The sequence below is a fragment of the Kineosporia rhizophila genome, assembly GCF_021277265.1.
Taxonomy (GTDB): domain Bacteria; phylum Actinomycetota; class Actinomycetes; order Actinomycetales; family Kineosporiaceae; genus Kineosporia; species Kineosporia rhizophila.
Genome location: NZ_JAJSOH010000017.1, coordinates 88,360 through 102,319, shown reverse-complemented (window position 1 = coordinate 102,319; position 13,960 = coordinate 88,360). Strand labels below are relative to the sequence as shown.

Sequence of the window (13,960 nt, the reverse complement as noted above, 5' to 3'; positions counted from 1 at the left end):
CTGCGCGTGCGCCCGACCGCCTGCTCCCACCAGACCCGTTCCGGAGGTCGCCGATGACCCTCCTCGGCAAGCTCGAGAAGCTGACGCCGCGCGCCCTGGCCGAGGCCCGGGCGCAGGCCCGGGCCGAACGCCGGGCCGCCCAGCTCGAGGCGGCCCGGCTGGCCCGGGAAGAGGCCGAGATCCGGGCCCTGCAGGCCCATGTGGCGCGGAAGCTGAACGCGCCGTTCCTGGCCGCCGTCGCGAGCTGGACCGAGTCCGGGGGGCGGGACGACCTGCCCGAGCACGTCCGCACCCAGCTCGACGCGATCGGCGAGTCGGTGCAGGCCCTGATGCGGGCGCCGGGCTCGGCCGCGATCACCTCCGGCGAGCGGGCCTGGGCCGACGCCGTGCCCGGCCTGGTCGAGCAGCTGCTGCGCTGCGCCGAGGCCGCCCGGGCCCGGGCCCCGCAGCTCACCCTGGAGATCACCGAGGTGATCGTGGCGTCCCGGCCGGGTTCCCGGGCCGCCTGGCGGCAGCGGGCCCTGGCCGCCGAGGGCACCGGCGACCTGGCCACCGCGGTGCAGGCCCACCAGTCCTACCTGAACATCACCCACGGCGACCGGCTCGGCGTGGTCGAGCGGGTCCGGCGGCTGCAGGAGCGCGACGACCAGCGGGCCCGGCTGGCCGCCCGGCTGAACGCGGCGCGCAAGGCCCGGGTGCCCCTGCCGGACGAGGCCGGGCCGACGCTGGAGCTGCTGGAACGGCCCACCCCGCGGCGCCGGCTGGACGATGCCGTGGCCCGGCTCGCCGCCGCGACCAGTGCGCTGCCGATGGCCGAGCTGGCCCGGCCCGAGACGCAGGACGTGCTGCACCACGCGATCCGCTGGCGCCGCGAGGCCCGGCTGCAGCCCGCCCCGCTCGACGAGGACGCCGCCCGCAACCTGATCGTGCTGCGGCTCAACGACCTGCGCCAGCGCCTCACCGGCAGCCGGGTCTGCCTGGTCACCCCGGTGCGGCACCGTCTGCTGGACACCGGCCTGGGCGAGCGGGTCGACGGCTACGACGTGGTGGTGCGGTTCGGGGCGGCCGGCAACGTGCCCGGTGACGGCGGCAGCCGCACCGACTTCCAGGTCATCCGGCACGACGCCACCGACGGCTGGGACACCCCGGCCTGGCTGCGGATGATCCTGGCCGACGACCCGCGCGACTGGGTCACCGGGCTGCGGACCCACCTGGTCCCGGGCAAGCAGCACGCGGTGGCCGAGAAGGTGCTGCGCCGGCCGGTGCGCCATCCGGTCGCCGAGCTCCCCCGGCCCGCCGAGGCCGCCGCCGCGCCGGCGCCGGGCGAGGCCCCGACCGACGACGTCACCGACGCCTACCAGCTGATCCGTCTGCTCGACGTCCTGGCCGTGTGCGAGAGCGTCGACCTGGTCGGTTTCCACCCCGAGGAAGACTTCGGCCGGACCGAGCTCTCCTGGCTCACCCCCCGCCTGGAGCGGCTCGACGAGCACGCGATCGGAGTCCGATGACCACCCGCTCCACCGACGAGCTCCCGGCTCCCCTGACCGTGGCCGAGACCCCGCTGAACGTCCGCCTGGCCCGGCTGCGCAAGGAGGGCCGGTTCGGGGAGGCGGCCGAGCTGGCCCGCACCGGCCTGCCCGACTCCCCGCCGGCCGGCGTCCCCGCCGCGGTGCACCTGGAAGCCGGGCTCAGCCTGGCCGCGGTGTCCGACTACCCGGCCGCCTGCGCCCACCTGCACCTGGCGGCCGCCGACCCGGTCCAGGCGCCCGGCGCCCTGGCCAAGCTCTCCGAGATCGCCTGGGTGCGGCACGACCACGTGCGGGGCCGGGAGTACGCCCTGGAGGGTCTGGGCCTGGACCCGTCCAACCGGGGCTGCCGGATCCAGCTGCGCCGCAACGAGCGGGCCGAGACGACGGCGAACGCGGTGGGCGACACCAGCGGCATGCTGGCGCACGCCGCGTTCCACGCCGACCCGCACGGCAACGCCGGCGACTTGGGCCTGGTCGACTCGGTCCGGCGCGGGTTCGACCTGGAGTACGAACCGCAGCCCCGCGCCGGTCTGGCCAAGCGGGCCCTGAAGAAGCCGCAGTCCTTCCCGCGCTGGTGGGACGTGCACGTGCACCAGCTCTTCGACGAGCAGCGGCTGGCCCAGGTCAACGCGGGCGACGGGCTGGTGCTCGGCGGCGGCGGGCTGTTCCTGCCGGACACCGCGCCGAACGGCAACTCCGGCTGGCAGTGGAACGTCACCGACGAGATGCTGCGCCGGATCCGGGTGCCGCTGGTGGTCTGGGCGGTCGGCTACAACACGTTCCAGGGTCAGGGTTTCCACGGCGACCGGTTCGCCGGTTCGCTGCGCACCCTGGTGGAGAAGGCCTCGTTCGTCGGGCTGCGCAACTCCGGCTCGATCGAGCGGGTGCGCGAGATGCTGCCGGCCGAACTGGCCGCGAAGGTGCGCTGGCAGCCCTGCCCGACCACGGTCACCGCACACCTGGGCGGCCCGGCCTGGGAGACGCCCGGCGACCTCGGCGAGTCCGGGCCGGTGCTGCTGAACTGCGCCTACGACCGGTCCGAGCGGCGCTTCGGCGAGGGCTACGCCCGGTTCCTGGAGGGCATCCGCGACTGGGTCCTGGCCACCCGGCACCGGGCCGAGGTGCACTACGCGGCGCACTGCGTGGACGACGAGAACCTGGTCGTCGACCTGCGTCGCGAGCACGGCCTGACCCTGCCGGTGATCCCGATGTACGACATGACGGTCGCCCAGATCCACACCACCTACCGGCGGGCCGCGCTGGTGGTCGGGATGCGGGGGCACGCCGGGATGATCCCGTTCGGCTGCGGGACCCCGATCGTCAGCCTGGTCTCGCACCCCAAGCTCACCTACTTCCTGGCCGACATCGAGCGGCCGCAGTGGGGCGTCGCGGTGGACGAGCCGGCCCTGGCCGAGCGCCTCGGCGAGGTCACCGGGCAGATCCTCGACGACCGGGCGGCCGTGGTGGCCGACATCCGGCAGCTGCAGCAGCGGCTCTTCGACGTGACGCTGGAGAACCTGGCCGCCCTGCCGGAACCGTTGCGGGTCGTGCCCCGGGGGTGAGCCGGTTAGTCTCCGGTCCAGTGAATCTTGTGACTTCGGGGGAACGATGAGACAGGTGAGGTACAGATGCCACGGATGACCGACCGGGCCCTGGACGCCGCGAAGATCGGCGACCAGAAGCTGCGAGCGGCCTACGAGGCGTGCCGCCGGGTCAACGCGGAGCACGGCAAGACGTACTACCTGGCGTCGATGCTGCTGCCGCCGGAGAAGCGCCCCTACGTCTGGGCGCTGTACGCGTTCGCCCGCTCCGCGGACGAGTTCGTCGACTCGCTCACCGCACCGGACCCGGCCGCCCTGCAGACCTGGGGCGAGGAGTTCCTCGAAGCCCTCTCCGGCGGCCCGGTGCCGCAGGACCCGGCGGCGGTGGCGACCCTGCACACCGTGCGGCGCTGGAACATCCCGCGGGCGCACATCGAGGCGTTCCTGGAGTCCATGCAGATGGACGCCACGATCACCGGCTACCAGACGTACGCCGACCTGGAGCACTACATGTACGGGTCGGCGGCGGTGATCGGCCTGCAGATGCTGCCGATCCTGGAGCCGCAGTCGCCGGAGGCGACGGCCCGGGCCCGGGCCCTGGGCGAGGCCTTCCAGATGTCGAACTTCATCCGCGACGTCGGCGAGGACCTCCAGCGCGGCCGGGTCTACCTGCCGCAGGAGGACCTGGACAGCTTCGGGGTGACCCGGGAGTCGCTCGGCGGCGGCGTGGTCACGCCGATGATCCGGGAACTGCTGAAGTTCGAGATCGAGCGCACCCGGCGGCTCTACGCGTTCGCCGAGCCGGGCATCGACATGCTGCACCCCACCTCGCGGGACTGCATGTACACCGCGTTCACTCTGTACGGCGAGATCCTCGACGCGGTCGAGCGGATCGACTACCAGGTGCTGTCCCGGCGGGCGTCGGTGCCGATCACCCGCCGGCTGGCGGTGGCCCTGCCGGCCGCCCGCCGGGCCAAGAAGGCCCGGAAGGCGAACCGGCAGATCGTGCTGCCCGGGGCCGAGGACCCCGAACGAGCGAGCGTCTAGAACGCGCTCACCACACGCTCAGAACGCCAGAGCCTGCGCCCGGCGCCGCACCTCGGTCTTGCGGTGTCCGGAGCGCAGGGCGTCGACCGGGGTACCGGGGTAGTCGTCCTCGGTGAACAGCCAGCGCAGGGCCTCCTCGTCGGAGAAGCCCGAGTCGGCCAGCACCACGAGGGTGCCCTGCAGGTCGGGCAGCGGGGCCCCGTCCTTGATCAGCTCCGCGGGCACGCACATGATCTTGCGTTCCCCGCGGCGCATCCCGATCAGGACGCGTTCCTGCAGCATGCGGCGGACCTTGCCGAAATCCGTGCCGATCAGCTCGGCGACATCGGGCAGGGGCAACCAGACCCGCTCGCCGTCCGGGCCGTGGCTGAGCACGTCGTTGTTTTCCTGGGGTGTGTCTGACACGTCCCCAGCGTGCCACGTCCGGCGCCCCGGGCGCGGCCGAAGACATGCCCACATCACAGGTCGTCGCTAATTGCCTACTCTCTGTTGCACAATGGCCCCCGACGGACCGCTGATCCCGGCCGTCCCGGTGAGAGGACGAAGCACGGGCAACGCGAGACCGAGAGGATGCCTGGCCCATGACCGACCCGACCGCAGCCCTTCTCGGCCTGCCCGGACCGCCCGGACCGGCCCGGGGCCAGCAGGTCCCCGAGCGGGCGCCCGGGGTCATCCCGTCGGCGACCCCCAGAACCGCCAAGCAGACTGAGGACGTCTCCCGAGTCACCACTGCGGTCACGAGCAGTGCGACGATCCCCGCCGCCCGGCACCGGGCCCGGCGGCCCGGGCCCGGCCTGCAGATGCTGCTGCGCCGCACCCGGCTGGCCTCACTCGTCGGCCTGGGGCCACCCCGTCCGGTGCCGACGCCCCCACCTCTGGTGCTGCTCGGCCGCCCGGGCACCACCCCGGACTCGATCCCCCACCTGGCCGCCGCGCCCGCGCCCGGCCCTACGGCCGCTCTGCGGACAGCCGGTCTGCAGGTCCTTTTCGACGCACTGGTGGCGGCCGACCCGGACGAGGACAGCCGGGCCCGGCGCCGGGCCGCGGCCACCGGGCTGCATCCGATCGACACCAGCGGCGCCCCCACCCTCGCCTACCGGGTGAAGCCGGGCGACGACCTGCAGAGCGTGGCCCGGACGACCGGGTGTTCGGGTCGTTCGGTCCTGGCCGCCAACAACCTGCGGCCCGGCGCCGTCCTGAAGACCGGTCAGCTGATCCGGCTGCCCGCCCTCCCGGCCGAACCGGAACGAAGACGGCCTCAGCCCCCCGACACCACCCGGGAGCAGGCCGCCCGCCGGCGCCGCACCCGCCGCGGGGAGGTGATCCCGGCCGGTGATCTTCCCCACCGTTCCTACCCGGCCGCCGTCACCCGCGCCGCCGCCACCAACCGGGAGGCGCTGCGCCGGGCCGACGTGCCCGACCGGGCCACCGTGCGCGGGCTGGTCCGCGCGACCGCGGTGCACCTGGGCCTCGACCCGGCCCTGGCCCTGGCCGTGGCCTCGATGGAGTCGGCTTTCGACCAGCGCCTGGTCTCCCCGGCCAACGCGATCGGCACCATGCAGGTGCAGCCCTCGGCCGGGGCCTGGGCCGGCGAGCTGCTCGGACGCCCGCTCGACCTGCTCGACGCCCGGGACAACATCACCGCCGGGGTAGTGCTCCTGCTGGCCCTCGGCCACCGCGCCGACGAGCAGACCGCCCTGGCCGGCTACTACCAGGGCCTGGCCTCGGTGCGGCGCCACGGCACCTTCCCCGACACCCGGCGCTACGTCGCCACCGTGCGCACGCTGAAACTGCGATTCCGCTGATGGCCGACCGCCCGGCCGGTAGTCTGCGATGCACCTGTGACCTGTGGTTCACGCGGTATGTGGACTGAGCCCGCGCTGTCGGCCTTAGACTGCCGGACGTGGACATGACACTCCAGGATCCACTGGTCGGCCGGCTGGTCGACGGGCGGTACCTGGTCCGGTCCCGGATCGCCCGCGGCGGAATGGCAACGGTCTACCTCGCGGTCGACCGGCGGCTCGACCGGGAGGTCGCCCTCAAGGTCATGCACGAGAACCTGGCCGACGACCCCGAGTTCGTCTCCCGGTTCGTGCACGAGGCCCGGTCGGCGGCCAAGCTCTCGCACCCCAACGTGGTCGGCGTGTTCGACCAGGGCACCGACGAGACCTCGGGCGTGCTCTACCTGGCCATGGAGTACCTGCCCGGGCGCACGCTGCGCGACGTTCTGTCGCAGCGCGGTGCGCTCACCCCCCGCGAGAGCGTCTCGGTGCTGGAGCCGGTGCTCAGCGCGCTCGGCGCCGCCCACCGGGCGGGTTTCGTGCACCGCGACGTGAAGCCCGAGAACGTCATTCTCACCGACGACGGCCGGATCAAGGTCGCGGACTTCGGCCTCGCCGCCGCGGTCACCGCGCCGATCGCCAGCGCCGCCACCGACGAACTGCTGGGCACCGTCGCCTACCTCTCCCCCGAACTGGTGGCCAACGGCCACGCCGACGCCCGGGCCGACGTCTACGCGGCCGGCATCATCCTGTTCGAGCTGCTCACCGGTCGTCAGCCGTACACCGGCGACGACCCGATCCAGGTGGCCTACCGGCACGTCTACGAGCGGGTGCCCACCCCCAGCTCGATCGCGCCCAACCTGACCGACGGCTTCGACCAGCTGGTGCTGCGGCTGACCGACCCGAACCCGGACCGTCGCCCGGCCACCTGCGACGCCGCGCTCAGTGAGCTGCGGGCCGCCCGGGCCGCGGTGCCGCCGCACCTGCTCGACGAGCGCGCCGCCGACGCGGACGACCTGCGCAGCGCCCAGACCGTCGCGATGGGTGACTCCACGCAGGAGTTCGGCGCCGTGCCGCCCTCCGCCGCGGTCAACGCCACCGCCGTCTACTCCCGCTCCGACCGGCCCGACCTGAGCCCGGCCGGGCCCACCCGGATCGTCACGCCGAGCAGCGCCGGTCTGGCGCTGTCCCAGCAGAACGCCGACGACCAGGCCACCGCCCTCTACCAGCCGGCCGTGGACGACCAGGCCACCGCGCTGTACCAGCCCGCGCCCGGTCCGGCTCCGGCCACCGGCCCGCAGCCCACCCGCACGATGTCGCGGCGGGAGGGCAGGCTGGCCAGCAAGGAGACGATGGTCCCGCGGCTGCGGGTGCACGACGAGGACGAGGCGCCGCCCGGCTTCTTCGGCAACCGCCGCCGGGCCGCGATCACCACCGGTCTGGGCATCGTGGTGGTGCTGGCCCTGGTCTTCACCGGCATCTGGTGGTTCACCGGCGGCCCGGGCTCCTACGTGCGTACCCCCGCGGTCACCGCGATGCGGGTGGCCGACGCCCAGCGCGTGGTCGTGCTGCAGGGGCTGCAGGCCGAGGTCCGCGAGGAGTTCAGCGACAGCGTCGCCGAGGGCACGGTGATCGGCTCCAGCCCGGCCGGCGGCGAGGACGTGAAGAAGGACGGCACCGTCACGCTGATCGTCAGCAAGGGCCGCGAGATGGTGGCCGTGCCGAACGTGAAGGGCAAGACGCTCGAGGAGGCCACCGCCGAGCTCGAGGGCGTCGGCCTGGCCGTCGGGGACACCTCGGAGAAGTTCAGCGCCGACGTGGAGAAGGGCAAGGTGATCTCCTCCACGCCCAAGGCCGAGAACGAGGTCACCCCCGGCCGCGAGATCAAGCTGGTGATCAGCAAGGGCATCGAGCCGGTCGCCCTCGACAACGTGGTGGGCCAGCACATCGACCAGGCCAAACCGCTGCTGGAGAGCCGGGGCCTGAAGGTCGAGATCGTGAACCAGCCCTTCCAGGCCGGGGGCGCGGCGCCGGGCACGGTCACCGCCATGGACCCGGCGGCCACCGGCCAGCAGGTGCCCAAGGGCAGCACGGTCAAGCTCACCGTGGTCGAGCAGCCGCCCCAGGTGGCGGTGCCGAACGTGCAGGGTCAGGACTTCGAGCAGGCCAAGGCCACGCTCGAGGGCCTGGGACTGCGGGTGAAGGAGGAGAAGTACAACCCGTTCTCCAACACCGTGCAGGAGCAGACGCCCAACTCCGGCAACGTCGACGTGGGCACCGAGATCGTCCTGAAGATCTGGTGACCGGGCAGCCGCAGGTCACGTTGCGCGCGGTCGGGCCGGAAGACCTGGCCCTGCTCGGCCGGTGGCGCAACGACACCGAGCACGGCTCGGCGTTCGGCGACTTCCTGCCGATGATCCGGCGGCAGAACAGCTATCAGGAGCGCTGGGACGTCAACGGCCTGCTCGGCGAGGACGAGGGCACGCTGCTGGTCTGTCTTTCCGGCGAGCCGGTGGGCACGATCAGCTGGCATCCGGTGCACTACGGGCCCAACCGCGGCAGTCAGGCGCTGAACCTGGGCATCGCGATCGCCCCGGGCGCCCGCGGGCAGGGCGTCGGCACGCTCGCGCAGCGCCTGGCCTATGAGTGGCTGTTCCGGCACACCACGGTCAACCGGGTGGAGGCGAGCACCGACGTGGAGAACGTCGCCGAGCAGAAGGCTCTGGAGAAGGCCGGTTACACGCGCGAGGGGGTGCTGCGGGGCACGCAGTTCCGCCGCGGCCACTGGCACGACCTGGTGCAGTACAGCCGCCTGCGCAACGACTGACCTGCTGCCGGGCTGCGAAACCCGGCAGCAGGTGTGCAGTTCAGGCGGTGAGAGCCTGCTTGGCGATGCCCGGGAGCACGTCGGCCGCCCGGCCCGCCGCCGCCTCGTCGATGTCCAGGTGGGTGACCAGCCGGACCACCCGGGACCCGACCGCACCGACCCGGATCCCCTCGGCCGTGCAGCCGGCGATGAACGCCTGCGCCGCCGTGGCCGACGGCCAGGTGGTGGCCACGATGTTGGTCTGCACCAGTTCCGGCTCGATGATCGAGGAGTCCACCCCGGCCAGCGCGGTGGCGATGGCGTGGGCGTGCGCGTGGTCCTCGGCCAGCCGCTCGATGTGGTGCTTCAGCGCGTAACGCCCGGCGGCCGCGAGGATCCCGGCCTGACGCATGCCGCCACCCAGCCGCTTACGCCAGATCCGCGCCTCGGCGATCCGCTCGGCGCTGCTCACCAGCACCGAGCCGACCGGTGCACCGAGGCCCTTGGACAGGCAGACCGAGATCGTGTCGGCGAACGAGCCGTACTCCTGGAACGACACCCCGGTGACGACGTGCGCGTTCCACAGCCGGGCCCCGTCCAGGTGCACCGAGAGCCCGAGCGCCTGCGCACCGGCCCGCAGCCGGCGCAGCTCGTCGACCGACTGCACCGTGCCGCCGCCGAAGTTGTGCGTGTCCTCGATCGCGATCGCCGCGGTGGAGACGAAGTACGGCCCCGCGTCGGGCACGGCCATCGCCAGCGCGACGTCGGCCTCGAACGCACCGCGGGCGGCCTGCCAGGTCCGGGTGGTGACCTGCCCGACCACGGCGTGACTGCCGAGCTCGGCCCGCACGATGTGGGCCATCGAGTCGCACAGCACCTCCTGGCCGGCCGGCACCACCGCGCGCACGCCCAGGACGTTGGCCATCGAGCCGGTCGGGCAGAACAGCGCCGCCTCGTGCCCGAACAGCGCCGCGACCTCGGCCTCCAGCGCGTTGACCTCCGGGTCCTCGCCGTAGACGTCGTCGCCCACCTCGGCCGCGGCGATCGCCTCGAGCATGCCCGGGGTCGGCCCGGTCAGCGTGTCGCTGCGCAGGTCGACGACGGCGGCGCTCATCGGCCGGTCAGCATCTCGGTGACGAGGTAGGCCATCTCCAGCGACTGCTGGTGGTTCAGCCGCGGGTCGCAGAGCGTCTCGTAGCGCATGGCCAGGTCGGCGTCGTCGATGTGCTCGGCGCCGCCCAGGCACTCGGTCACGTCGTCGCCGGTCAGCTCGACGTGCAGGCCGCCGGGGATGGTGCCGACGCCGTTGTGCACCTCGAAGAAGCCGCGCACCTCGTCCATCACGTCGTCGAACCGGCGCGTCTTGTAGCCCGAGGCCGACTCGAAGGTGTTGCCGTGCATCGGGTCACAGATCCACAGGACCGGCAGACCCTCCTTCTTCGTGGTCTCGGCCAGGGCGGGCAGGTTCTCCCGGATCTTGCCCGCGCCCATCCGGCTGACCAGCGTCAGCCGGCCCGGCTCACGCTCCGGGTCGAGCTTGTCGACCAGGGCCATCAGGTCGTCCGGGGTGGTCTTCGGGCCGATCTTCACGCCGATCGGGTTGCGCACCCGGGACATCAGGTCGACGTGCGCGCCGTCGAGCTGACGGGTGCGCTCACCGATCCAGATGAAGTGGCCGGAGACGTTGTAGGGCGAGCCGGTGCGCGAGTCGATCCGGGTGAGGGCGCGCTCGTAGTCCAGCAGCAGACCCTCGTGGCTGGACCAGAAGTCGACGGTGCGCAGCGCGTCCGAGTCGCCGCCGGCCGCGATCATGAACTTCATCGCCCGGTCGATGTCGCGGGCGATCGCCTCGTAGCGGGCGTTGGCCGGGCTGGAGACGAAACCGCGGTTCCACTCGTGCACCTGGCGCAGGTCGGCGAAACCGCCCTTGGTGAACGCCCGGATCAGGTTCAGCGTCGAGGCGGAGGTGTGGTACGCCTTCAGCAGCCGGTCGGGGTCGGGGATGCGCGAGGCCTCGTCGAACGGGAAGCCGTTGATCGCGTCGCCGCGGTAGGCCGGCAGCGTGACCCCCTGCCGGGTCTCGGTGGTGCTGCTGCGCGGCTTGGAGTACTGCCCGGCCATCCGGCCCAGCTTGATCACCGGCATGCTGGCGCCGTAGGTCAGCACCACCGCCATCTGCAGCATCGTCTTGATCTTGTTGCGGATGCGGTCGGCCGTCGCCTCGGCGAAGGTCTCGGCGCAGTCACCGCCCTGGAGCAGGAACGCCTCGCCCCGGGCCGCGGCGGCCAGCTGACCACGCAGCAGGTCGCACTCGCCCGCGAACACCAGCGGCGGGACCGAGGCCAGTTCGGCCGCCACCGCCTCCAGTTTGGCCCGGTCGGGCCACTCCGGCTGCTGCGCGGCGGGCTTGTCCCGCCACAGGTCGAGACCGGCCTCGAGAGCCGCGGCCGCCGTGTCCGGAGTGCTCGTGGGGTACAGGTCGGCACTGGTGATGGGATGCAGTGGGGCGCTCACGTCGACAAGAGTACGGGCAGGACGCAAGCCCATTCCGGGAGATCGGACTTCCTCCGGCGCACGAGTCCCCGGCCGCAGATCTTCCGGGCAAAGGCCGGGCCCGGCGTGCATCGCACACCGGGCCCGGCACCAAGAGCATCAGGCGGCGTCGCCGTCCTCCGCCTTCTTCTTGTCCTTCTCCTCACCCGCGGCCGGGTTACCGGCGTCGGACTCCCCGGCCGGGGGCGGCGCGGCGGCGTGACCGCCGGGGGTGACCTGGAGCTCGGCGTGCCCGGAGGGCAGCCGGCCCTCCGCACCACCGCGCCGGGCCGAGGCCAGGCGCTCCTTCATGGTCGCCGCGTAGATGTCCACGTACTCCTGGTCGGACAGCACCATGAGCTGGTACATGATCTCGTCGGTGACCGAGCGGAGCACGAACCGGTCGGTGCTCATCCCCTCGTAGCGGGAGAAGTCCAGCGGCTCGCCGATCACCACCCCGACCTCGCCCTTGGGCAGCAGCTTGGGGATCAGCCGGCCGGCCGGCTGCACCTCGAAGGTTGAGATCATCGCCACCGGGATCACCGGCACCCCGGACTCCAGCGCCATCCGGGCCACCCCGGTCCGGCCGCGGTACAGCCGCCCGTCCGGTGAGCGGGTGCCCTCCGGGTAGATCCCCAGCAGCTGCCCCTTCTCCAGCACCTTCATCCCGGTGCGCAGGGCCGCCTCGGAGGCCCGGCCGCCGGAGCGCTCGATCGGGATCTGCCCGACGCCCCGGAAGAACGAGGCGGTCAGCCGGCCCTTGATCCCGCGGCCGTTGAAGTACTCGGCCTTCGCCAGGAAGGTGATCCTCCGGTCGACGTGCATCGGCAGGAAGAAGTGGTCCGAGAACGACAGGTGATTGCTGGCCAGGATCGCCGGACCGTCGACCGGGATGTTCTCCAGGCCTTTCACCCACGGCCTGTACAGCACTCGGATCAGTGGTCCGAGAAGAATGCGCCGCAGCAGCCAGTAGAGCATCGCCACCTCCTTGACCGCGCGCGCACGTGTGCGCAACAGACGAAACGACGGCCGCCTCCAACACCACGCGGCCGACGCGCAGACTACCCATTGTCGGCGGCCCCACCGTCACGATGCACCATCCGTCCGCCCGCTTCCTGGTGAAAAGACCACGGATCGGCCGGTGCGGCGGCAGGCGTGCCGGCTTGACGCGAACGGTCGGCCCCCGGTTCCGGCGATCCCCTCGATAAGTACGCGGGCGCGTGTAACGATGGCGGCCTGGCGACGAACCGCCCGGAGCCACGATCCCCGAGGAGCCGCCGTGACCGTCCGCCCGGGAGCCGAGGCCTTCGCCCGGGACGGCGACGACGTCGGAGTCCTGCTCCTGCACGGCTTCACCGGCAATCCCAGCAGCCTGCGCCCCTGGGCCGAGAGCCTGGCGGCGGCCGGGCGCACGGTCCGCCTGCCGCGCCTGCCCGGGCACGGCACCTCGGTGCGGGACATGGCCCGCACCGGCTGGCCCGACTGGCTCGCCGAGGCCGAGACCACCTTCCGGGACCTGCGCCGGCGCTGCCGGGTGGTGGCGGTCGGCGGGCTCTCGATGGGCGGCGCCCTGGCCCTGGCGCTGGCCCAGAAGTACGGCCCGGCGCACAATCCCGGGCCGCTGCCCGGGGTCGACGGGGTGATCCTGGTCAACCCCGCGGTGCGGCTGACCGATCCCAGACTGGGCGCCCTTCCGGTGCTGCGCTGGGTGCTGCCGTGGCTCCCGCCGGTCGGCAACGACGTCAAGAGGCCAGGGGTGAAGGAGGATGCCTATGACCGGATCCCGTCCCACGCCTTACACTCGATGCTGCGTGGCTACCGCACGGTGGTCGCGGACCTGCCCGCGGTGAGCCAGCCCCTGCTGGTCCTCCGCTCGACCGAGGACCACGTCGTGCCGGCCAGCAGCAGTGCCCTCATCCTCGACCGGGTGACCTCTTCCCGCGCCGACGAGGTGATCCTGCGAGACAGTTATCACGTGGCGACGATCGACAACGACGCGGGCGAGATCCTGCGGCGCAGTCTGAGCTTCCTCGCCGACCTCGCCGGTGCGCCGCCGGCCGTCGGCGTGGCGGGGAGAACACGATGAGCACCGCCGGCGACCCGCCCGACCGCGACGGCGACACCGACGCCGAGCGCAGCGCGGGCGACGAGCAGCCCGACCGGCTCGACATCGACGCGCGCTTCGCCGCGATCGTGGCCAACTGGGGCGACGAGCCGCCCCGGGCCTGGCCCACGCCCGACGAGGCGGCCGAGGCCCGCCGGCACTACGAGGACGAGGACCCGGACGCCGCTCCCTCGCCGGGCCGGATGCGCGGCTCCGAGTGGGGCAACGACTGGGAGTTCGCCGGCGAGGAACCGCCGCAGCCGGTCGGTGCGGGTGGGCGCGACCTCGGCCCGCTCGGCTTCGACGACCCGGACGAACTGCCGGACGAGCTGCGCGGCGCCGGCCCGCGCGACTACTCCCCCACCGCCGAGCCGGAGCGCGGTTACGAGCCGCCCGAGCCCCCGCCGCTGCCCCGGGGTGACCTGGTCGGCCGCCTGGCCTGGGCCGCGGTCATCGGTGGCCCGCTGTTCATGCTGATGTCGGTGCTCGTCTGGCGCCCGCCGCAGCTGTACATCCTCGTCGCGCTGGCCGCCTTCGCCGGCGGCTTCGTCACCCTCGTCGCCCGGATGCCCAAGCACCGGGACGACGACGGTGACGACGGCGCCGTGGTCTGACCGCCC

At 73.0% G+C, this 13,960-nt stretch carries 12 protein-coding genes; 8 read left to right on the top strand and 4 right to left on the bottom strand.

Annotated elements, in window-relative coordinates; translation table 11 throughout:
- Positions 1–53 precede the first annotated feature (53 nt).
- The 3 genes from LWF15_RS22840 (at position 54) to LWF15_RS22830 (ending at position 4,117) form a co-directional block, all read left to right on the top strand.
- Complete coding sequence (locus LWF15_RS22840) at positions 54–1,508, top strand: hypothetical protein (protein ID WP_232812946.1); 1,455 nt, start codon at positions 54–56, stop codon at positions 1,506–1,508.
- A complete protein-coding gene (locus LWF15_RS22835; RefSeq protein WP_232812945.1) occupies positions 1,505–3,091 on the top strand; it encodes a polysaccharide pyruvyl transferase family protein in 1,587 nt (528 codons plus the stop codon). Before LWF15_RS22840 ends, LWF15_RS22835 begins: the two co-directional genes overlap by 4 nt.
- A gap of 66 nt (positions 3,092–3,157) precedes the next feature.
- A complete protein-coding gene (locus tag LWF15_RS22830; protein WP_232812944.1) occupies positions 3,158–4,117 on the top strand; it encodes a phytoene/squalene synthase family protein in 960 nt (319 codons plus the stop codon).
- Between the two features lie 18 nt (positions 4,118–4,135).
- On the opposite strand, the gene LWF15_RS37765 is transcribed toward LWF15_RS22830, so the two are convergent.
- Positions 4,136–4,492: an Rv2175c family DNA-binding protein gene (locus LWF15_RS37765; RefSeq protein WP_352396670.1), complete on the bottom strand. Its 357-nt coding sequence runs from the start codon at positions 4,490–4,492 to the stop codon at positions 4,136–4,138.
- A gap of 206 nt (positions 4,493–4,698) precedes the next feature.
- On the opposite strand from LWF15_RS37765, the gene LWF15_RS22820 reads away from it, so the two are divergent.
- The 3 genes from LWF15_RS22820 to LWF15_RS22810 all read left to right on the top strand — a co-directional run bounded on the left by LWF15_RS22820 (position 4,699) and on the right by LWF15_RS22810 (position 8,725).
- Positions 4,699–5,922 carry a lytic transglycosylase domain-containing protein gene (locus LWF15_RS22820; protein WP_232812942.1) on the top strand — a complete coding sequence of 408 codons (1,224 nt, stop codon included), beginning with the start codon at positions 4,699–4,701 and terminating at the stop codon, positions 5,920–5,922.
- 104 nt (positions 5,923–6,026) lie between these two features.
- On the top strand, positions 6,027–8,201 hold the full coding sequence (locus LWF15_RS22815; RefSeq protein ID WP_232813018.1) for a Stk1 family PASTA domain-containing Ser/Thr kinase: 2,175 nt from the start codon (positions 6,027–6,029) through the stop codon (positions 8,199–8,201).
- The gene (locus tag LWF15_RS22810; protein ID WP_232812941.1) at positions 8,198–8,725 is read left to right on the top strand and encodes a GNAT family N-acetyltransferase; all 528 of its coding nucleotides are present in this window, start codon (positions 8,198–8,200) and stop codon (positions 8,723–8,725) included. The genes LWF15_RS22815 and LWF15_RS22810 overlap by 4 nt, the downstream gene beginning before the upstream one ends.
- 40 nt (positions 8,726–8,765) lie before the next feature.
- Here LWF15_RS22810 and LWF15_RS22805 read toward each other — a convergent pair whose 3' ends face one another.
- The 3 genes from LWF15_RS22805 to LWF15_RS22795 all read right to left on the bottom strand — a co-directional run bounded on the left by LWF15_RS22805 (position 8,766) and on the right by LWF15_RS22795 (position 12,214).
- Complete coding sequence (locus LWF15_RS22805; protein WP_232812940.1) at positions 8,766–9,818, bottom strand: threonine aldolase family protein; 1,053 nt, start codon at positions 9,816–9,818, stop codon at positions 8,766–8,768.
- A complete protein-coding gene (locus LWF15_RS22800; RefSeq protein ID WP_408623801.1) occupies positions 9,815–11,251 on the bottom strand; it encodes a class II 3-deoxy-7-phosphoheptulonate synthase in 1,437 nt (478 codons plus the stop codon). The genes LWF15_RS22805 and LWF15_RS22800 overlap by 4 nt, the downstream gene beginning before the upstream one ends.
- Before the next feature lie 105 nt (positions 11,252–11,356).
- Entirely contained in the window at positions 11,357–12,214 is an 858-nt protein-coding gene (locus tag LWF15_RS22795) for a 1-acyl-sn-glycerol-3-phosphate acyltransferase (RefSeq protein WP_352396672.1), read from the bottom strand.
- A 301-nt stretch (positions 12,215–12,515) separates the two neighbouring features.
- Here LWF15_RS22795 and LWF15_RS22790 point away from each other — a divergent pair, with 301 nt between their 5' ends.
- Both LWF15_RS22790 and LWF15_RS22785 read left to right on the top strand, forming a co-directional pair.
- Positions 12,516–13,322, top strand: coding sequence for an alpha/beta hydrolase (locus LWF15_RS22790; protein WP_232812937.1), 807 nt, complete (start codon positions 12,516–12,518; stop codon positions 13,320–13,322).
- Positions 13,319–13,954: a hypothetical protein gene (locus tag LWF15_RS22785; RefSeq protein ID WP_232812936.1), complete on the top strand. Its 636-nt coding sequence runs from the start codon at positions 13,319–13,321 to the stop codon at positions 13,952–13,954. The genes LWF15_RS22790 and LWF15_RS22785 overlap by 4 nt, the downstream gene beginning before the upstream one ends.
- Positions 13,955–13,960 lie beyond the last annotated feature (6 nt).